This window comes from Pseudomonas sp. BGA-UO-ETr-WB11 (assembly GCF_059567785.1).
This window is the reverse complement of the sequence record NZ_JCAQOS010000008.1, coordinates 193,859-214,279: the sequence shown is the minus strand read 5'-3', so window position 1 is coordinate 214,279 and position 20,421 is coordinate 193,859. Positions and strand designations below refer to the sequence as shown.

General features: G+C 57.9%; 21 protein-coding genes. All 21 read right to left on the bottom strand.

The features are described from left to right. Positions 1-13: 13 nt before the first annotated feature. Positions 14-1,849 (bottom strand): glutamine--fructose-6-phosphate transaminase (isomerizing), encoded by a 1,836-nt coding sequence (glmS, locus tag AC56DI_RS14740; RefSeq protein ID WP_496346831.1) that lies wholly within the window; start codon positions 1,847-1,849, stop codon positions 14-16. 11 nt (positions 1,850-1,860) lie between these two features. Beyond that, positions 1,861-2,634: a DeoR/GlpR family DNA-binding transcription regulator gene (locus tag AC56DI_RS14735; protein WP_496346830.1), complete on the bottom strand. Its 774-nt coding sequence runs from the start codon at positions 2,632-2,634 to the stop codon at positions 1,861-1,863. A gap of 162 nt (positions 2,635-2,796) precedes the next feature. Then, positions 2,797-4,161: a bifunctional UDP-N-acetylglucosamine diphosphorylase/glucosamine-1-phosphate N-acetyltransferase GlmU gene (glmU, locus tag AC56DI_RS14730; protein ID WP_496346829.1), complete on the bottom strand. Its 1,365-nt coding sequence runs from the start codon at positions 4,159-4,161 to the stop codon at positions 2,797-2,799. 98 nt (positions 4,162-4,259) lie between these two features. Continuing rightward, entirely contained in the window at positions 4,260-4,685 is a 426-nt protein-coding gene (locus AC56DI_RS14725) for a F0F1 ATP synthase subunit epsilon (protein WP_324520951.1), read from the bottom strand. A gap of 40 nt (positions 4,686-4,725) precedes the next feature. Continuing rightward, a complete protein-coding gene (gene atpD / locus AC56DI_RS14720) occupies positions 4,726-6,102 on the bottom strand; it encodes a F0F1 ATP synthase subunit beta (protein WP_324520950.1) in 1,377 nt (458 codons plus the stop codon). Between the two features lie 16 nt (positions 6,103-6,118). Further along, positions 6,119-6,979 carry a F0F1 ATP synthase subunit gamma gene (gene atpG, locus AC56DI_RS14715; protein ID WP_324520948.1) on the bottom strand — a complete coding sequence of 287 codons (861 nt, stop codon included), beginning with the start codon at positions 6,977-6,979 and terminating at the stop codon, positions 6,119-6,121. A gap of 50 nt (positions 6,980-7,029) precedes the next feature. Then, positions 7,030-8,574 (bottom strand): F0F1 ATP synthase subunit alpha, encoded by a 1,545-nt coding sequence (gene atpA / locus AC56DI_RS14710; protein ID WP_324520947.1) that lies wholly within the window; start codon positions 8,572-8,574, stop codon positions 7,030-7,032. A gap of 21 nt (positions 8,575-8,595) precedes the next feature. Continuing rightward, a complete protein-coding gene (locus tag AC56DI_RS14705; protein WP_324520946.1) occupies positions 8,596-9,132 on the bottom strand; it encodes a F0F1 ATP synthase subunit delta in 537 nt (178 codons plus the stop codon). Positions 9,133-9,144: 12 nt separating this feature from the next. Beyond that, on the bottom strand, positions 9,145-9,615 hold the full coding sequence (locus tag AC56DI_RS14700) for a F0F1 ATP synthase subunit B (protein ID WP_324520945.1): 471 nt from the start codon (positions 9,613-9,615) through the stop codon (positions 9,145-9,147). A gap of 46 nt (positions 9,616-9,661) precedes the next feature. Then, positions 9,662-9,919, bottom strand: coding sequence for a F0F1 ATP synthase subunit C (gene atpE / locus AC56DI_RS14695; RefSeq protein ID WP_273815360.1), 258 nt, complete (start codon positions 9,917-9,919; stop codon positions 9,662-9,664). Positions 9,920-10,039: 120 nt separating this feature from the next. After that, a complete protein-coding gene (gene atpB, locus AC56DI_RS14690) occupies positions 10,040-10,909 on the bottom strand; it encodes a F0F1 ATP synthase subunit A (protein ID WP_496346828.1) in 870 nt (289 codons plus the stop codon). 16 nt (positions 10,910-10,925) lie between these two features. Then, a complete protein-coding gene (locus tag AC56DI_RS14685) occupies positions 10,926-11,333 on the bottom strand; it encodes a F0F1 ATP synthase subunit I (RefSeq protein ID WP_324520958.1) in 408 nt (135 codons plus the stop codon). Between the two features lie 144 nt (positions 11,334-11,477). Continuing rightward, positions 11,478-12,350: a ParB/RepB/Spo0J family partition protein gene (locus AC56DI_RS14680; protein WP_496346827.1), complete on the bottom strand. Its 873-nt coding sequence runs from the start codon at positions 12,348-12,350 to the stop codon at positions 11,478-11,480. A gap of 9 nt (positions 12,351-12,359) precedes the next feature. Next, positions 12,360-13,148 (bottom strand): ParA family protein, encoded by a 789-nt coding sequence (locus AC56DI_RS14675; RefSeq protein WP_324520942.1) that lies wholly within the window; start codon positions 13,146-13,148, stop codon positions 12,360-12,362. Positions 13,149-13,161: 13 nt separating this feature from the next. Then, complete coding sequence (gene rsmG / locus AC56DI_RS14670; RefSeq protein ID WP_496346826.1) at positions 13,162-13,809, bottom strand: 16S rRNA (guanine(527)-N(7))-methyltransferase RsmG; 648 nt, start codon at positions 13,807-13,809, stop codon at positions 13,162-13,164. Then, positions 13,809-15,701, bottom strand: a complete 1,893-nt coding sequence (gene mnmG / locus AC56DI_RS14665; protein ID WP_496346825.1) for a tRNA uridine-5-carboxymethylaminomethyl(34) synthesis enzyme MnmG — start codon at positions 15,699-15,701, stop codon at positions 13,809-13,811. Before mnmG ends, rsmG begins: the two co-directional genes overlap by 1 nt. Before the next feature lie 544 nt (positions 15,702-16,245). Beyond that, a complete protein-coding gene (mnmE, locus tag AC56DI_RS14660; protein ID WP_496346824.1) occupies positions 16,246-17,613 on the bottom strand; it encodes a tRNA uridine-5-carboxymethylaminomethyl(34) synthesis GTPase MnmE in 1,368 nt (455 codons plus the stop codon). Between the two features lie 80 nt (positions 17,614-17,693). Next, a complete protein-coding gene (gene yidC / locus AC56DI_RS14655) occupies positions 17,694-19,367 on the bottom strand; it encodes a membrane protein insertase YidC (protein WP_496346823.1) in 1,674 nt (557 codons plus the stop codon). Between the two features lie 2 nt (positions 19,368-19,369). Beyond that, positions 19,370-19,615: a membrane protein insertion efficiency factor YidD gene (gene yidD / locus AC56DI_RS14650; RefSeq protein ID WP_496346822.1), complete on the bottom strand. Its 246-nt coding sequence runs from the start codon at positions 19,613-19,615 to the stop codon at positions 19,370-19,372. Beyond that, a complete protein-coding gene (gene rnpA, locus AC56DI_RS14645) occupies positions 19,608-20,012 on the bottom strand; it encodes a ribonuclease P protein component (RefSeq protein ID WP_496346821.1) in 405 nt (134 codons plus the stop codon). The genes yidD and rnpA overlap by 8 nt, the downstream gene beginning before the upstream one ends. Before the next feature lie 14 nt (positions 20,013-20,026). Beyond that, entirely contained in the window at positions 20,027-20,161 is a 135-nt protein-coding gene (gene rpmH / locus AC56DI_RS14640) for a 50S ribosomal protein L34 (RefSeq protein ID WP_002551315.1), read from the bottom strand. Positions 20,162-20,421: the final 260 nt, after the last annotated feature.

The window sequence follows — 20,421 nt, the reverse complement described above, 5'->3', positions numbered from 1 at the left end:
AAACCGGGTGGACTTACTCCACGGTCACCGACTTGGCCAGGTTGCGCGGCTGGTCGACGTCGGTGCCTTTGAGCACGGCGACGTAGTAAGACAGCAGTTGCAACGGCAGGGTGTAAAGGATTGGCGCTAGCACGTCGTGGATATGCGGCATGTTGACCACGTGGATGCCTTCGCCATTGCTCATGCCGGCTTGCTCATCGGCGAACACGATCAGCTCGCCACCGCGGGCGCGGACTTCCTGCAGGTTGGACTTGAGCTTCTCCAACAGCTCGTTGTTCGGCGCCACGGTAACCACCGGCATATCGCTGTCGACCAGGGCCAACGGGCCGTGCTTGAGCTCCCCGGCAGGGTAGGCTTCAGCGTGAATGTAGGAGATTTCCTTGAGTTTGAGCGCGCCTTCCATCGCCACCGGGTATTGCGCGCCGCGGCCGAGGAACAGGGTGTGGTGCTTCTCGGCGAACAGCTCGGCGATTTTCTCTACGGTTTTGTCCATCGCCAGGGCTTCGCCAAGACGCGTTGGCAGGCGGCGCAGTTCGTCCACCAGCTCGGCTTCGTTGGCTTTGCTAAGGGTGCCACGTACCTGACCGAGGGATAGGGTCAGCAGCAGCAAGGCGACCAGCTGAGTGGTGAAGGCTTTGGTCGAGGCCACGCCAATTTCCGGGCCGGCTTGAGTCAGCAGAGTCAGTGCCGACTCACGCACCAAGGAGCTGGTGCCGACGTTACAGATCGCCAGACTGCTGAGGAAACCCAGCTCCTTGGCATTGCGCAGGGCCGCCAGGGTGTCGGCGGTTTCGCCAGACTGGGAGATGCTGACAAACAGGCTGTCCGGCTGAACCACCACCTTGCGGTAGCGGAACTCGCTGGCCACTTCGATTTGACAAGGGATACCGGCCAGCTCTTCGAGCCAGTAGCGGGCAACCATACCAGCGTGATAACTGGTGCCGCAGGCAACGATCTGTACGTTCTTGACCTGGGCAAACAGCTCCGCGGCGTGCGGGCCGAAAGCTTGCACCAGGACGTGATCGGAACCCAAGCGACCTTCTAGCGTGCGCTGCACAACCTTGGGCTGCTCGTGGATTTCCTTGAGCATGAAGTGGCGATAGGCGCCCTTGTCGGCCGCCTCGGCGCCTTCGTGATATTGCACCTGTTCGCGCTGTACCGACTGGCCGTGCTGATCCCAGATCTGCACGCTGTCGCGGCGGATTTCAGCGATATCGCCTTCTTCCAGGTACATAAAGCGGTCGGTAACCTGGCGCAGGGCCAACTGATCAGAGGCGAGGAAGTTCTCGCCCATGCCCAGACCGATCACCAGCGGGCTACCGCTACGGGCGGCGAGCAGACGATCCGGCTGCTGCGCACTGATCACTGCCAAGCCATAGGCACCGTGCAGTTCAGGGATTGCCGCCTTCAGTGCGTCAGCCAGGTCGGCGTGCTCTTTCAGCTTGTGGTGCAGCAGGTGGACGATGGTTTCAGTGTCGGTATCGGAGCTGAACACATAGCCGAGCGCTTGCAGGCGCTGACGCAGGGCTTCGTGGTTTTCAATGATGCCGTTGTGCACCACGGCCAGATCTTCACCGGAAAAATGCGGGTGAGCATTGCGCTCACACGGTGCGCCATGAGTGGCCCAGCGGGTATGGGCAATGCCCAAGCGGCCGAGCAAGGGCTGACCGGCCAGGGCCTGGTCCAGCTCACTGACCTTGCCGGTACGGCGGCAGCGCTGCAGCTGACCGTCAGTGCTGAAAATCGCCACACCGGCGCTGTCATAACCACGGTACTCCAGGCGTTTAAGACCTTCGACCAGGATGGCTGAGATATTCCGTTCGGCGATGGCGCCCACAATGCCACACATAGATTTGCTCCTTACTTGGCTTGAGTCGCGGCGCAGATCAGGTTGACCCCGCGCGCGGCAATCTGTTCACGGGCCTCAGCAGGGAGGCGCTCGTCGGTTATCAGGGTATGGATGCTGCTCCAGGGCAGCTCCAGATTGGGAATCTTGCGGCCAATCTTGTCGGCCTCGACCATGACGATGACTTCCCGCGCCACCTCGGCCATGACCCGGCTAAGACCGAGCAGCTCGTTGAAGGTGGTGGTGCCACGGGCCAGATCGATGCCATCGGCACCGATAAACAGCTGGTCGAAATCGTAGGAACGCAGCACTTGCTCCGCCACCTGGCCCTGGAAGGACTCCGAATGTGGGTCCCAGGTGCCACCGGTCATCAGCAACACCGGTTCGTGCTCCAGTTCACTCAGCGCACGGGCCACGTTCAGCGAATTAGTCATCACCACCAAGCCGGGCTTGGGGCCTAGTTGCGGGATCATCGCCGCAGTGGTGGTGCCGCTGTCGATGATGATCCGCGCATGCTCGCGAATGCAGCCCACTGCCGCGCGGGCAATCGCCTGCTTATAGGCCGAGACAGGCTGACTGGGTTCACTGATCAGTTCCTGCGGCATCGGTACCGCACCACCGTAACGGCGCAGCAGTAGACCGTTTTTTTCCAGGGCAGCGAGGTCCTTGCGGATGGTCACTTCCGAGGTTTCGAACTGCCGGGCCAACTGATCGACACTCACCTCGCCTTGCTCGCTGAGCAGGGCAAGAATGGTATGTCGTCGTTGCGGGGTGTTGCGCTTGGACATGCGAAAGTTTCGATTCGAAAGTTATTAAAGCGAATCAAAACCTAATGAAGCTTTTGCGTCAAGCTGGAACACGACCAAAGGCCGTAGGATGGGTTAGCCTCAGGCGTAACCCGTCAATTGCGCGGCATGGGTATCGCTACGCTCAACCCGTCCTACCTTTCACTATTTCGTCAGCTTAACCGGACGCTTCCAGCCATCGATGTTGCGCTGCTTGGCGCGGCCCACTGCCAGGGTGTTGGCCGGCACATCAGCGGTGACGGTAGAACCGGCTCCGGTGGTGGCGCCGTCGCCCAGGTTCACGGGGGCTACCAGGGAGCTGTTGGAGCCGATAAACACGTCCTCACCCAGCACGGTTTTGAACTTGTTGGCGCCGTCATAGTTGCAGGTGATGGTGCCCGCACCGATGTTGGTACGCGCGCCGATCTCGGCATCACCCAGATAGCTGAGGTGCCCGGCTTTAGCGCCCGCGCCCAACTTGGCATTTTTCAGCTCAACGAAGTTGCCGACGTGAGCCTTGGCACCCAGCACACTGCCCGGTCGCAGGCGGGCAAACGGACCGCAGTCGGCACCCTCACCCACGTCGGCGCCGTCCAAATGGCTGTTGGCTTTAACGATGGCGCCCTGGCGCAGGACGCTGTCTTTGATCACGCAGTTGGGGCCGATGTGCACGCCATCTTCGATCACCACCTGGCCTTCGAGGATCACGTTGATGTCGATCAGCACGTCGCGACCCACAGTAACTTCGCCACGCAAATCGAAGCGCGCGGGATCGATCAGGGTCACACCCTGAGCCATCAGGCAGCGGCCAGCGCGGTATTGATAATGGCGCTCGAGCTGAGACAGCTGAATGCGGTCGTTGGCACCCAGCACTTCCATTTCATCGCTGGCCTGCTCGGTGGCCACCACCAAGCCGTCGGCTACGGCCATGGCGATCACGTCGGTCAGGTAATACTCACCCTGGGCATTGCTGTTGGACAGACGCCCCAGCCAGTCCGCCAGACGTTTGCCCGGCACGGCGAGAATGCCGGTATTACCTTCGCTGATGGCGCGTTGCGCGGCATTGGCATCCTTGTGCTCGACGATGGCTTCGACTTGCCCGTCGGCACCGCGAACAATTCGACCATAGCCCGTTGGGTCCGCCAACTGCACGGTGAGCAGGCCCAGCTGTTGATCGCTGACCAACGCCAGCAAACGCTGCAGGGTTTCGGCTGCGATCAGCGGCACATCGCCATACAGAATCAGTACGCGTTCGGCACTCAAGGCCGGCAGGGCCTGTGCCACAGCATGCCCAGTCCCCAGCTGTTCGGCCTGTAAGACGAAATTCAGGTCAGACGCCGCCAAACGCTCACGCACCGCCTCGGCACCATGACCAATCACCACTTGGATGCTGTGCGGCTGCAACTGACGGGCAGTGTCGATTACATGCCCAAGCATGGACTTGCCAGCCACTGGGTGCAGTACTTTAGGCAGCGCCGAACGCATGCGAGTGCCCTGTCCGGCGGCAAGAATGACGATATCGAGAGACATGCTGAGCTTCCTGAATTCCTTGGAACGGGTAAATGACAGACAAGAAAAAGGGTAGCCAAGGCTACCCTTTTACTCGCTTGCGCTGAAGCCTGACGGGATTAGCCGCCGAACTTCTTGCGTACCTGCTGGAGTGTCCGCAGCTGAGCTGCAGCCTCTGCCAGGCGGGCCGAAGCGGCGGAGTAATCAAAGTCCGCGCCTCGTTCGTGCAACGCTTTCTCAGCAGCTTTCAACGCCGTCTGAGCAGCCACCTCATCCAGATCGGCAGCACGCAGCACGGTATCGGCCAAGACCTTAACCATGTTCGGCTGCACTTCCAGGAAGCCACCAGAGATGTAGAACACCTCGGATTCGCCGCCCTGCTTGATCACCCGGATTGGGCCCGGCTTCAAATCAGTGATCAATGGCGCGTGGCCCAAGGCAATACCCAGGTCACCCAGGCTGCCGTGTGCTACGACCATCTCAACCAGACCGGAAAAAATCTCCGCTTCCGCACTGACGATATCGCAATGGACTGTTATGGCCATATGCTTGCCTCACGTGAGCGCCCGTTGCCGGGCGCACGGATTACAGTTTCTTGGCTTTCTCGACGGCTTCTTCGATACCACCAACCATGTAGAACGCTTGTTCTGGCAGATGGTCGTAGTCACCGTTGAGGATGCCTTTGAAGCCTGCGATGGTGTCTTTCAGGGAAACGTATTTACCCGAGGCACCGGTGAAGACTTCAGCCACGAAGAACGGCTGCGACAGGAAGCGTTGGATCTTACGCGCACGGGATACCAACTGCTTGTCGGCTTCCGACAGCTCGTCCATACCCAGGATCGCGATGATGTCCTTCAGTTCCTTGTAACGCTGCAGAACGTACTGCACGCCACGAGCTGTCTCGTAGTGCTCAACGCCGATAACCAGCGGATCCAGCTGACGCGAAGTCGAGTCGAGTGGATCTACTGCCGGGTAGATACCCAGCGAGGCGATGTCACGGGACAGAACGACGGTGGCGTCCAAGTGGGCGAAGGTGGTCGCCGGGGACGGGTCAGTCAAGTCATCCGCAGGTACGTAAACGGCCTGGATCGAGGTGATCGAACCGTTTTTGGTCGAAGTGATACGCTCTTGCAAGGTACCCATTTCTTCGGCCAGAGTCGGCTGATAACCCACGGCAGACGGCATACGGCCGAGCAGTGCAGATACTTCAGTACCGGCGAGGGTGTAACGGTAGATGTTGTCAACGAACAACAGTACATCGTTACCTTCGTCACGGAACTTCTCAGCCATGGTCAGGCCGGTCAGTGCTACGCGCAGACGGTTGCCTGGTGGCTCGTTCATCTGACCGTAGACCAAGGCTACTTTGTCGAGAACGTTGGAATCCTTCATCTCGTGGTAGAAGTCGTTACCCTCACGAGTACGCTCACCCACACCGGCGAACACGGAATAACCGCTGTGCTCGATGGCGATGTTACGGATCAGTTCCATCATGTTTACGGTTTTGCCTACACCGGCACCACCGAACAGACCGACTTTACCGCCTTTGGCGAACGGGCAGATCAGGTCGATAACCTTGATGCCGGTTTCCAGCAGGTCGTTGCCGCCTGCTTGCTCTGCGAACGAAGGTGCAGCGCGGTGGATACCCCAACGCTCTTCTTCGCCGATCGGGCCAGCTTCGTCAATCGGGTTGCCCAGTACGTCCATGATCCGGCCCAGGGTCGCTTTACCGACCGGTACGGAGATGGCTGCGCCAGTGTCGATAACGTCCAGACCGCGCTTCAAGCCTTCGGTCGAACCCATCGCGATGGTACGAACTACGCCGTCGCCCAGCTGCTGCTGAACTTCCAGAGTAGTTTCCGCGCCTTGTACTTTCAGCGCGTTGTAGATGCTCGGTACGTTTTCGCGTGGGAATTCCACGTCAATAACGGCGCCGATGATTTGAACGATACGTCCGCTACTCATAGCTGGCTCCTGTAAATTAGACCGCGGCAGCGCCGCCGACGATTTCCGAGATCTCTTGAGTGATCGCTGCCTGACGCGCCTTGTTGTAGATCAGCTGCAAATTGCTGATCAGATCACCGGCGTTGTCAGTAGCGTTCTTCATCGCAATCATCCGGGCTGCCTGCTCACAGGCACTGTTTTCCACCACGGATTGATAAACCTGGGATTCCACGTAGCGCACCATCAAGCCGTCCAGCAGCTCTTTGGCATCGGGTTCGTAGAGGTAGTCCCAGTGATGCTTCAGTTCTTGATCCGGATCAGCCACCAGCGGAATCAATTGCTCCACCGTCGGCTTCTGCGTCATGGTATTGACGAACTTGTTGGAGACCACGGCCAGACGGTCGATACGACCTTCTAGGTAGGAATCCAGCATGACCTTGACGCTGCCAATCAGATCATTGATCGACGGCTCTTCACCGAGTTGGCTGATGGCTGCAACCACGTTGCCGCCAAAGGTGCGGAAAAACGACGCGCCCTTGCTGCCGACAACACAGAAATCAACCTCGACGCCGCTTTCGCGGAAACCAGCCATGTCCTTGACCAGAGTCTTGAACAGGTTGGTGTTCAAGCCACCGCACAGACCACGGTCACTGCTGACCACAACATAACCAACACGCTTAACTTCGCGCTCGATCATGAAGGGATGGCGATATTCCGGGTTGGCGTTGGCAAGATGACCAATCACCTGACGGATGCGCTCAGCATAGGGACGGCCAGCAGTCATGCGCATTTGTGCCTTGCGCATCTTGCTAACAGCCACTTTTTCCATGGCGTTGGTGATCTTTTGCGTGCTTTTGATGCTCGCAATCTTACTGCGAATCTCTTTTGCGCCTGCCATGTAACACCTATCGGGTTAGCAGGCGGGGGCCTTTCGACCCCCGCTGCGGCTTACCAGGTTTGGGTGGCCTTGAACTTCTCGATACCGGCTTTGATGCCAGCGTCGATTTCGTCGTTGAAGTCACCCTTCACGTTGATCTTCGCCATCAGCTCGGCGTGATCACGGTTGAAATAGCCAATCAGGGCTTGCTCGAAGCTACCCACTTTGGCGATTTCGATGTCCTGGAGGAAGCCACGTTCGGCAGCGTACAGAGACAGCGACATATCGGCGATGGACATCGGCGCGTACTGCTTCTGCTTCATCAGCTCGGTAACGCGCTCACCATGCTCAAGTTGCTTACGGGTTGCTTCGTCCAGGTCCGAGGCGAACTGGGCAAATGCTGCCAGTTCACGGTACTGGGCGAGTGCGGTACGAATACCACCCGACAGTTTCTTGATGATCTTGGTCTGCGCTGCACCACCTACGCGGGATACGGACACACCAGCGTTCACTGCCGGACGGATGCCGGAGTTGAACATGGCCGATTCCAGGAAGATCTGACCGTCGGTGATGGAAATCACGTTGGTCGGAACGAACGCGGAAACGTCGCCAGCCTGGGTTTCGATGATTGGCAGAGCGGTCAAAGAACCGGTCTTGCCAGTCACGGCGCCGTTGGTGAACTTCTCAACGTACTCTTCAGAAACGCGGGATGCGCGCTCCAGCAGACGGCTGTGGAGATAGAACACGTCGCCTGGGTAGGCTTCACGGCCTGGTGGACGGCGCAGCAGCAGGGAAATCTGGCGATACGCCACTGCTTGCTTGGACAGATCGTCATAAACGATCAGCGCGTCTTCACCGCGGTCGCGGAAATATTCGCCCATGGTGCAACCGGAGTACGGTGCCAGGTATTGCAGAGCAGCGGATTCGGAGGCGCTGGCAGCAACGATGATGGTGTTAGCCAGTGCACCGTTTTCTTCCAGCTTGCGCACCACGTTAGCGATGGTCGATTGCTTCTGACCGATAGCTACGTAGACGCACTTAATGCCGCTGTCTTTCTGGTTGATGATGGCGTCGATGGCCAGAGCGGTTTTACCGATCTGACGGTCACCAATGATCAGCTCGCGCTGGCCACGGCCAACCGGGATCATGGCGTCAACCGACTTGTAGCCAGTCTGTACCGGCTGATCAACCGACTTACGCCAGATCACGCCCGGTGCAACCTTCTCAACAGCGTCGGTGAGGACGTTGTTCAGCGGGCCTTTGCCGTCAACTGGGTTACCCAGGGCATCGACTACGCGACCCAGCAGCTCCGGACCAACCGGAACCTCGAGTACGCGACCAGTGCACTTGGCGCTCATGCCTTCGGCCAGAGTCTGGTAGCTGCCCAATACCACGGCGCCTACAGAGTCTTGCTCCAGGTTCAGCGCCATACCGTAGACACCACCGGGGAACTCGATCATTTCGCCGTACATAACGTCAGCGAGACCGAAGATCCGCACGATACCGTCAGATACGCTGACGACTGTGCCTTCGTTACGGGCTTGAGAGGCTACATCGAGTTTCTCGATGCGGCCCTTGATGATTTCACTTATTTCGGAAGGATTGAGTTGCTGCATTGCTCTGCTGCCCCTTCAAACTCAAGATTTCAATGCTTCGGCTAGTTTCGCGAGTTTGCCGCGAACTGAGCCATCGATAACCAGGTCGCCGGCGCGGATTACGACGCCACCAATCAGGCTGGCATCCTCCGCGGCGTGCAGACGCACTTCTCGGCCGAGCCGTGCACTGAGAACCTTGGCGAGTTTGTCTTGCTGTTCATCGTTCAACGCGAACGCACTGGTAACATCCACATCCACCGATTTTTCCTGTTCGGCTTTGTACAGCTCGAACATATCGGCGATTTCCGGCAACAACTCCATACGGTTGTTTTCCGAAACGATGCTAAGGAAGTTACGCGCCTGGGCGTCGAACTTGTCACCACACACCTCAACAAAGGTGGTGGCCTTTTCTGTACTCGTCAGACGCGGCGCTTTGAGCACGCGCTGCATGGTGTCGTCTTGCGACACCGCAGCAGCAAGGCCCAGCATTGCCGACCAGTTGGCCAGCTGCTGATGGGCTTGGGCGTACTCGAAAGCAGCTTTAGCGTAAGGTCGGGCCAACGTGGTCAGTTCTGCCATGATCGCCCTCGCTTAGATTTCGGCTGCCAGTTTGGAAACCAGCTCCGCATGCGCGTTTTGGTCGATAGTAGCGCCCAGAATCTTCTCAGCACCGCTGACAGCCAAGCCACCCAATTGGGCGCGCAAGGCATCTTTGATACCGTTCAGTTCCTGTTCGATCTCGGCCTGAGCCTGAGCCTTCACACGTTCAGCTTCGACGCGAGCCTGATCTCGGGCTTCGTCAACAATCTGAGTACCGCGTTTCTTGGCCTGCTCAATGATTTCAGCTGCCTGAGTTTTAGCTTCGCGCAGTTGCTGGGCCACTTTATCGTGGGCCAACTCCAGATCACGAGCTGCTCGGCTGGCAGCGTCAAGACCATCAGCGATCTTCTTTTGACGTTCACGCATGGCAGTGATGACCGGAGGCCACACATACTTCATGCAGAACATGACAAAGATGAAGAACGCAACGGACTGACCAATCAGGGTTGCATTAATGTTCACGCCAACACCTCGCTCGTTCGTTGTCAGTCATTCTCGAAAGCGAGAATTACTGGGCTACTTGTGCCAGGAACGGGTTAGCGAAGGTGAAGAACAGAGCAATACCCACACCGATCATGGTTACGGCGTCGAGCAGACCGGCAACGATGAACATTTTAACTTGCAGCATTGGGACCATTTCCGGCTGACGCGCTGCGCCTTCCAGGAACTTGCCACCCAGCAAACCAAAGCCAATGGCGGTACCCAGGGCACCCAGGCCAATCAGCAGTGCAACGGCGATCGCGGTTAGACCAACTACAGTTTCCATCTTTCCTCCCGACTTTTTACGTCGTATTGGTTAAGGTTTTAGTAAAGCGGTAAAGCAAAAGGGGTTTCGCCCTTTCGGGCACCTCTCCCAAGGAGAGGTCATTAACAGTGCAAGGCGCTGTTAATGGTTATCTTCATGCGCCATGGCCAGATATACGATGGTCAGCATCATGAAGATGAACGCTTGCAGGGTGATGATCAGGATGTGGAATACCGCCCACGCCCATTGCAACGCTACACCCAGGCCGCTCAGCAGCAGCAAGCCGCTACCGAACATTACGGCGATCAGGATAAACACCAGCTCGCCTGCATACATGTTGCCGAACAGTCGCAGAGCCAGAGAAATCGGCTTTGCCACCAGGGTCACGAACTCAAGCAGGAAGTTCACCGGGATCAGAATGATCTGCACAACCATGTTCTTGCTGCTGAACGGGTGCAGGGTCAATTCGCCGATGAAACCACCGATGCCTTTAACCTTGATGCTGTAGAAAATGATCAGTGCAAAGACCGACAGGGCCATGCCCAGAGTCGCGTTTGGATCAGTGGTCGGTACGGCACGGAAGAAGATGTGCTCATTACCAGTGACCATCACAGCCAGCATAGGAATCCAATCCACTGGCACCAAGTCGACGGCGTTCATCAGGAAGATCCAGACGAAAATCGTTAGGGCCAACGGCGCGATCAGTGGGTTGCGTGCATGGAAGGTGTCCTTGACGCTGCCGTCAACGAAATCGACCATCACTTCAACGAAGTTTTGCAGGGCACCTGGCTGACCGGAAGTCGCCTTGCGGGCGGCCATGCGGAAAATCAGGATAAAAATCAGACCCAGTGCGACAGACCAGCCGAGGGTATCGACGTGGAAAGCCCAAAAGCCCATTTCTTTTGCCTGTTCGGCGGTGTGGGCGAAGCCCCAGTCGCCAGATGACAGACGACCGAAGGTCAGGTTCTGCAAGTGGTGCTGGATATAGCCCGAAGCGGTTTCTGCTGCCATGGTTGCCTCAAACGCTCTAAGGTCTCGAAAGTCGTCGTCTCATCAGCACGGGTGCAAACCAGCTGACCGCTTGGGTCAGGATGAACACGCCAAATACCGCCAGCGGATCCAATGGTTTTACCCCTGCAAACGTCAGTGCGAAGAGCACTGCCGTTAGAATCAGTTTGCCCGCCTCGCCGGCATAAAAAGACCGCACGATGGCTTGAGCTGCCCGCGCACCGCTAAAGCGGAACGCCTTGTGGGCGAAATACAGATTGGGCAGCCAAACAATCAAACCGCCGCACAATCCCGAGTAACTCGCTACTGGGCCACGCCAGCCATACAGCACGGCAGCAGCTAACAGTAGTACAACCAGCTGGGCCAGCAATACCGGGAACACCGGTAGTCGATGGAAGGCTGGACGATTCGACCTACGCACATCCATCTCACTCACCTCTGGTGTCGGCCGCTCTGCTCACAATCTGGCATAGTTTGTGCCGACAAAATGCGCGCAGAGTATAGGGGCGCTTCCCCCCTCATTCAACCGCCAGATGGCGATTAACCGCCAATTACGCAGGCTCGGGATGTTTCAGCGTATGTGCGCCAAGACCCCCTGCAGTTCATCCAGCGAACTGTACTTGATCACCAGTTGCCCACGGCCCTTCTGACCATGCTTGATTTGCACTGAAGCCCCCAGCCGCTCGGCCAGGCGCTGCTCCAGACGGCTGATGTCCGGATCGGCTTTTACCACCTCGGCCGGCTGCTCTTTGCTGTTCAACCACTGGCGTACCAGTGCTTCGGTTTGGCGCACCGTGAAGCCGCGTGCGACAACATGTCGCGCACCTTCAATCTGCCGCTCTGCCGGTAAACCGAGCAGCGCGCGGGCGTGGCCCATTTCCAGATCACCGTGGGAAAGCAGAATCTTGATCTCTTCCGGCAAGGCGATCAGACGCAACAAGTTGGTGATGGTGACCCGCGACTTACCCACCGCTTCAGCCACTTGCTGCTGGGTGAGCTGGAATTCCTGCTGCAGTCGCTGCAAGGCGACGGCTTCTTCGATCGGGTTGAGGTCTTCGCGCTGGATGTTCTCGATCAAGGCCATGGCAATGGCGGCCTCGTCGGGTACTTCGCGCACCATCGCTGGCAGCTTATCCAGACCGGCCAACTGGCTGGCACGCCAGCGGCGCTCACCGGCAATGATCTCAAAACGACCGCCGTCAATTGGCCGCACCACGATGGGCTGCATCACGCCTTGGGCCTTGATCGATTGCGCCAACTCTTCCAGCGCCGAGGGGTCCATGTCGCGGCGCGGCTGATACTTGCCGCGCTGGATCAGGTCCAGGGGCAGGTACTGCAACTCGCTCTTGTCGGCCTGCAGTGCCTGTTCTTCCAAGGTATTGACGTTGGTGCCCCCCAGCAGGGCATCCAAGCCGCGTCCCAGACCTCGTTTTTTGACGGCCATGCAAATTCCTTAAGCGGTTGCGGGTTTGGCGCTGACCCGCTGGCGACGAACCAGTTCGCCAGCCAGGGCCAGGTAGGCGATAGCGCCTCGGGATTGCTTGTCGTAGACCAATGCCGGCATGCCGAAACTCGGTGCCTCGGCCAGACGCACGTTACGCGGAATCACCACGTCGTAAAGTTTGTCGCTGAAATGCTGTTTGAGCTGTGCGGAAACATCGTTGGTCAGGCTGATGCGCGGGTCATACATGGTGCGCAGCAGCCCCTCGATTTTCAGGCTCGGATTGAACAACTGGCTGATGCGCTGGATGCTGTTGACCAGATCACTCAAGCCTTCCAGCGCGTAGTACTCGCACTGCATGGGGATAATCACCCCGTCGGCCGCGACGAGCGCGTTGACCGTCAACATGCTCAGTGCGGGAGGGCAGTCGATCAGGATGTAGTCGTAATTCTCGCGGATCGGCGCCAGTGCATTACGCAGGCGGCTTTCCTTCATGTTCATTTCCAGCAGCGCAACTTCAGCCGCAGTCAGATCGCGGTTGGCCGGCAGCAGCTGATAACCGCCATGCTCGGAGAACTGCATGGCTTCGCCGACCGTGCTCTCGCCAATCAGCACATCATAAATCGAGTGCTCGAGGGCGTGCTTGTCGATGCCACTGCCCATGGTGGCGTTGCCCTGTGGATCGAGGTCGATCAACAGCACACGGCGCTTGGTGGCAACCAGTGACGCCGCCAAGTTGATGCAGGTGGTGGTCTTGCCCACGCCGCCTTTCTGGTTGGCGATTGCGAATACTTTAGCCATGCTGCCGTTCCCCCTAGACCAAGCGACGCAGTATCAGCAGATGGCGCTGACCTTGGCAACCGGGAACCTTCAACACGTGGGTGGCGCTCAGCTGGAAGTCCTCCGGCAGAGCCTGTAACTCGTCATCAGGATGAATCCCCTTCATCGCCAGCCACTGTGTCTGCCCGTCACCAAGATGGCGGGTCCAGTTGGCAAAGTCTTCCAAGGCACTGAAGGCCCTTGAGCAAATGCCACTGAACGGCTGCTCAGGGGTAAAGCCTTCCACCCGGCTGTGGATAACTTCAAGATTAGCCAGCTTCAGCTCATGCTTGACCTGGGTCAGAAAGCGGGTCTTTTTGCCATTGGAGTCCAGCAGGGTGAACTGCCGCTCAGGGAACATGATCGCCAAGGGTATCCCCGGCATGCCGCCGCCGCTGCCGACATCCAGCCAGTTATCGCCAGCAGCGGCCACGTGGGGCAAGACGCTGAGGCTGTCGAGCAGATGGCGCGAGACCATCTCGTCTGGATTGCGCACGGCCGTCAGATTGAAGGCCTTGTTCCACTTGATCAGCAGAGCCAGATAGGCCAGAAGCTGTGCGTGCTGAGTCTCGCTCAGGCTCACGCCCAACTGCTCGGCCCCCTGGGATAACTCTGCTGCGTGTTGTGCGGTAACCGAGGACATCAGGCGCTTTGCTCCAGCTGCCGGCCAGCGCCGCGCTTTTTCAAATGGATCAGCAACAGAGAAATCGCCGCTGGGGTCACCCCAGGAATACGCGAAGCCTGACCCAAGGTCTGCGGCCGCGACTGGCCAAGCTTGTGCTGGATCTCCTTGGACAGACCGGAAATAGTGGCGTAATCGATATCGGCCGGCAGCTGAGTATTTTCACTGGCACGCAGGCGGGCAATTTCATCCTGCTGGCGGTCGATGTAGCCAGCGTACTTGGCCTTGATTTCGACTTGCTCAGCCACCTGAGCATCCACTTCCGGGCTGCCTGTGACTTCACGCAAGCCGGCGTAATCAATTTCCGGACGGGTCAGCAGGTTGAGCAAGTTGTACTCGTGCGTCAGCGGCGTACCAAAGCGGCTGGCGATAGCTTCGCCTTCAGCAGTACCAGGGCGTACCCAGGTGCTTTTCAAGCGCTGTTCTTCCAGTGCGATGGCTTCACGCTTGGCACCAAAAGCCGCCCAGCGGGCGTCATCAACCAGACCCAGTTCGCGGCCTTTTTCCGTCAGGCGCAGGTCTGCGTTGTCTTCGCGCAAAATCAGTCGGTATTCGGCCCGCGAGGTAAACATGCGGTACGGTTCCTGGGTGCCCAGGGTAATCAGATCATCCACCAGCACGCCGATATAGGCCTCGTCGCGACGTGGGCACCAGCTGTCTTTGCCTTGTGCGCGCAAGGCAGCGTTGGCACCGGCGAGCAAACCTTGGGCGCCGGCTTCTTCGTAACCGGTTGTGCCGTTGATCTGCCCAGCGAAGAACAGACCACCAATCACCTTGGTTTCCAGGCTGTATTTCAGGTCGCGTGGGTCGAAGTAGTCGTACTCGATGGCATAGCCAGGGCGAACGATGTGGGCGTTTTCCATGCCGCGGATACTGCGCACAATCTGCAATTGCACGTCGAATGGCAGCGAGGTGGAAATGCCGTTCGGATACAGCTCATGGGTGGTCAAGCCTTCCGGCTCAATGAACACCTGATGGCTGTCCTTGTCGGCAAAACGATGAATCTTGTCTTCGATCGACGGGCAGTAACGCGGGCCGACACCTTCGATCACGCCCGAATACATCGGCGAACGATCCAGGTTGGCGGCAATGATTTCGTGCGTACGGGCGTTGGTGTGGGTAATCCAGCAACTGACCTGACGCGGATGCTGCTCTTGGCGACCGAGGAACGACATCAGCGGGATCGGCGTATCGCCCGGCTGTTCGGTCATCAACGAGAAATCCACCGAACGCCCATCAATGCGCGGCGGAGTGCCGGTTTTCAGCCGTCCAACCCGCAGAGGCAATTCGCGTAGACGCTGAGCGAGGGCAATCGAAGGCGGATCGCCCGCGCGGCCGCCAGAATAGTTCTGCAGACCGATGTGGATAAGTCCACCGAGGAAAGTGCCGGTGGTCAACACCACTGACTCTGCATGAAAACGCAGCCCCATCTGGGTGACGACGCCTTTGACCTGGTCATTCTCGACAATCAGGTCATCGCAGGCTTGCTGAAATATCCACAGATTGGCCTGGTTTTCCAGAATCTCGCGTACGGCGGCTTTGTACAGCACGCGATCGGCCTGGGCCCGAGTGGCACGCACCGCTGGACCTTTACGGCTATTGAGCACACGGAACTGGATGCCGCCGAGGTCGGTTGCAGTCGCCATGGCACCGCCAAGGGCGTCGATTTCCTTGACCAGATGGCTTTTGCCGATCCCGCCGATGGCTGGGTTGCAGCTCATTTGCCCAAGTGTTTCGACGTTGTGCGTCAGCAACAGGGTTTTTACCCCCATGCGGGCAGCAGCAAGTGCTGCTTCGGTACCGGCATGGCCGCCGCCGATCACGATCACATCAAAACGGGAAGGGAAATCCACCACGCACCTCGTGCCTGTTGAGAAATGGAGAGGTCTTCAATCTGGGTACTGCGAAGAGCCGGCAAGTATAGGGTCTTCGCCGGTCTGAAAGAAGCCTTCTGCACAAAAAATAGCCAGCCTGAAAAACTTGGCACGAGTATCGGCTTATAAAGAATAAAAAGAATGAATTTATATAAAGCTTTATTTTTATGTTTATTTCTATACAGCCTGTTTTCTGTGGATAGATCTCTGTAGCCCTTTATTCATAAGGCTTTCAGCTTGGCAAAAGGCTGTGGTTATACGGCTCTGGGGGCCTTGGATAACTGGCTTAAGCCTGTGGATGAAACAGCCACTTATCAACAGGCGGGTTTTCCAACAGGTTTCAGGCCTACTTATGGACTGGGCTTAGGGGCAGTTTTCCACAGGGCTTATTCTTGCCATCCCGTGCTTATTGGCTGAAAAACAGGCAGCCAAAAGCCGCCCTTTGGCATGGGCAAGTTGAGCAGTAAGAAGAACGAAGTGCGGGTTGAGGCGAAAGGTTCGTCAATCCAACCCGCGTGCAGGCTTATTTGCCGATGCAGAAGCTGGAGAAGATGCGGCCGAGCAGGTCATCGGAGCTGAAAGCTCCAGTGATTTCCCCCAGCACTTGCTGGGCTTGGCGCAAGTCTTCGGCCAGCAGCTCACCAGCTCCGGCCAGGGTTAGCTGGCTACGCCCGTGTTCCAAGGCCGTGCTGGCCTGGCGCAGGGCTTCCAGGTGGCGACGACGGGCACTGAAACTGCTTTCAGCCGTCTGCTCGTAGCCCATGCAGGCTTTCAGGTGATCGCGCAGCAGCTCAAGGCCATCGGCGGATTTGGCCGACAGGCTGATGGTCACATGGCCGTCGTTGCAGACTTCCAGGCCAACGTTCTCTTGGCTGAGGTCGGCCTTGTTACGAATCAAGGTGACCTTGCTGGCGTCTGGGCGTTGCTCCAGAAACTCCGGCCACAAGGCAAAAGGATCGGCCGCTTCAGGGGCGGTGGCATCCACCACCAGCAATACCCGGTCAGCTTCACTGATGGCCTGCAGGGCACGGGCGACGCCGATTTTTTCCACTTGATCATCAGTGGCCCGCAAGCCCGCCGTGTCCACCACGTGCAAAGGCATGCCATCGATAAGAATGTGTTCGCGCAACACATCGCGGGTGGTGCCGGCGATGTCGGTGACAATCGCCGCTTCACGTCCGGCCAAGGCATTTAGCAGGCTGGATTTACCGGCATTGGGTCGACCGGCTATCACTACGGTCATGCCATCACGCAGCAGTGAACCTTGGCCTGCTTCACGCAGTACCACTGCGAGGTCGCTGCGCACGGCATCCAGTAGGCCGAGTACATGGCCATCGGCGAGAAAGTCGATTTCCTCTTCGGGAAAGTCGATGGCGGCTTCGACGTAGATGCGCAATCCAATTAACTGTTCAGTTAGCGCATGCACGCGCCGAGAAAATTCGCCCTGCAGCGAACGCAAGGCGTTGCGTGCGGCCTGTTCGGAACTCGCTTCAATCAGATCGGCTATGGCTTCGGCCTGGGCCAGATCAAGCTTGTCATTGAGGAAGGCGCGCTCGCTGAATTCTCCAGGCCGCGCCAAACGGGCGCCCAGCTGGACGCAACGACGTAGGAGCAAATCCAGCACTACAGGTCCGCCGTGGCCCTGCAGTTCCAGTACGTCTTCGCCAGTAAAAGAATGCGGGCCGGGGAAATACAGCGCCAAGCCCTGGTCCAGCACATCACCTTCAGCACCCTGAAACGGTCCGTAGTGGGCATAGCGTGGCTGCAATTGGCGACCGCTGATGGCCAACGCGATGTGCTGCGCTAGCGGCCCGGAGACCCGCACGATACCCACCCCGCCACGACCCTGAGCGGTGGCAACGGCAGCAATGGTGTCTGGGTTTACGAGCATGGCGGTTGTTCCTGAATAAAGGGCAGACAGCAAGACGCCCCACGAGGGGGCGTCTTGTTTACCTTAGCTGAGCGAAAGCGTTAAGCCTTGTGCGCTGCTGCGGCTTCGATCTTGCGAGTGATGTACCACTGCTGAGCAATCGACAGTACGTTGTTGACCACCCAGTACAGCACCAGACCAGCAGGGAACCAGAGGAAGAAGAAGGTGAAGATGATTGGCATCAACTTCATCACCTTGGCTTGCATCGGATCCGGCGGCGTTGGGTTCAACTGCATTTGGATAAACATGGTGGCGCCCATGATGATCGGCAGCAGGAAGAACGGGTCTTTGATCGACAGGTCAGTGATCCAGAACATCCACGGCGCTTGGCGCATCTCGACGCTTTCCAGCAACACCCAGTAGAGCGCGAGGAATACAGGCATCTGCACCAGAATCGGCAGGCAGCCGCCGAGCGGGTTGATCTTCTCTTTCTTGTACAGCTCCATCATGGCCTGAGACATTTTCTGCCGGTCATCGCCGAATTGCTCTTTCAGCGCAGCCAGTTTCGGCGCTACAGCACGCATACGCGCCATCGACTTGTAGCTGGCTGCCGACAAGGGGAAGAACGCCAGCTTGATCACGATGGTCAGGCAGATGATCGACCAACCCCAGTTGCCCAGCAGGTTGTGGATATGTTCCAGCAACCAGAAAATCGGCTGGGCGATAAACCACAGCATGCCGTAGTCGATGGTTAGGTCCAGACCAGGTGACAGAGCCAACAGGTTTTTCTGGGTTTTTGGACCGGCATACAAGGTGGCGCTGGTTTCAGCACTGGCACCGGCAGGCACATTCAGGGCCGGGCCAGTGAAACCAATGATGTAGTTACCCTGGCTGTCTTTACGGGTTTGTACGGTGTTGGTGGTGTCTTTCGCCGGAATCCAGGCGGTCACGAAGTAGTGTTGCAACCAGGCTACCCAACCGCCTTGGACGTTTTCCTTCAGCGGGCCGCTGTCCATGTCGGACATGGAAACCTTGGTGTAAGGCTTTTCCGCAGTCCACAAGGCTGCACCCAGGTAGGTGGCGGAACCGGTGGCGGTGCTCGACGACGGGTCGGCACTGGCATCACGCTTCAGCTGGGCAAACAGGTTACCGCTCCAGGGCTGGCTGCTCTGGTTATCAATGCGATAGCTCACCGCCAGATCGTAGATGCCACGCTTGAAGCTGAAGCGCTTGACGTAATTAACCCCGGCTTCACTGAACGTCAGCTCAACCACCAGTTCGTCCTGACCATCTGCCAGCTTGTAGCTGCTCTGGCTGGCGCTATACAGCGGCCGGCCATTGGCACGCGCATCCGGACCGTTGCTGCCGGTCAGGCCACTCTGAGCCAGGTACAACTGGTTGGCGTCGTTGTTGAACAACTGGAAAGGCACATCAGGACGATCCTGCCGACGCGGAAACAACGGCAGCTTGAGCTGCACGATATCGCCGCCTAGCGGATCAATCGCCAGATCAAACACATCGGTCTGCACCCGAATCAGCTTGTCGCTGACTGCAGCAACGGTGTTGCTGACTGCATCGCCAGTGGTGCTGGCTGCGGTTGGCACGTCATCGCTGACCGCTGCAGGCGTCGACGTTTCGGGCAGGTCTGAAGTAGCAGTGATCGTGGCAACCGGCGCTGGCAGTTCAGCCTGGCCGTAGTCCTCGTTCCACTGAAGAACCATCAGGTAGGACACGATTGCCAGGGCGACGATCGGGATCGAGCGATGAATTTTCATGATTACTCGGCCAACGAAGAGGGACGGGGATGTTCAGCAAGCGGAACCGGATCATAACCACCGGGGTTCCACGGGTGACAGCGACCTAGCCGGCGTGCCGCCAGCCAGCTGCCGTGCATGAAACCATGTTGTTCAATGGCTTCATACGCGTAGCAAGAACAACTGGGGTAGAAGCGACAGTGGCTGGCCATCAATGGACTGATGGCGTAGCGGTAAAACCGGATCGAGGCGAGGGCCAGTTTACGCATGGGGACTGTCGACTACCCCAGTTTCGGCATTGTTCTCAGAACGAGACTTGCTGCGCGCCAGGCGTTTCCAGAGTTTGCCGAATTGCTGAGCAAGCTCGGGGTTATCCAGATCACCTAGGCCTTTGCGCGCCACAATCACAATATCCCAGCCGTTCAGAACCTCTTGGTTCAATCGGTAAGATTCACGAATCTGGCGTTTTAGGCGATTGCGTTCAACGGAGAGCTTGACGCTCTTCTTGCCAATCACCAGACCCAGACGGGGGTGATCAAGGCCGTTGTCACGTGCGAGAAGCAGAACGTTTTTACCTGGAACTTTGCCGGAGGGGGAGTCAAAGACTGCCTTGAAGTGTCGGGGAGTCAGCAGACGCTTTTCCCGACAGAAGTCTCGACTCACCACCCGTTCCGGGCTTATCAGACTGCCAGACGCTTACGGCCTTTGGCACGGCGACGGGACAGAACAGCACGGCCGTTCTTGGTGGCCATACGGGCACGGAAACCGTGGGTGCGAGCGCGCTTGATAGTGCTTGGTTGGAAAGTGCGTTTCATGGTGCGTTACCTGGTGGTCGACTACGGGCCGGAATGGCCCCCGTTTAAAGAGACCGGCAATTCTAGAGAAGCTGAGGCCTCAGGTCAATTTCCAACCAGAGGTTTCTGTCTAGTAAGAATATAAAAAGGAAAGATATTTAAAGCTTTTAGTGATATTTATTACTCTTACACAGCGTGTTTTCTGTGGATAACCGCCTACAGCCCATACCCTGCAAGGTCTACAGCGATACTGAAGGTTGTCAGCAAACCGTGCTCTACCT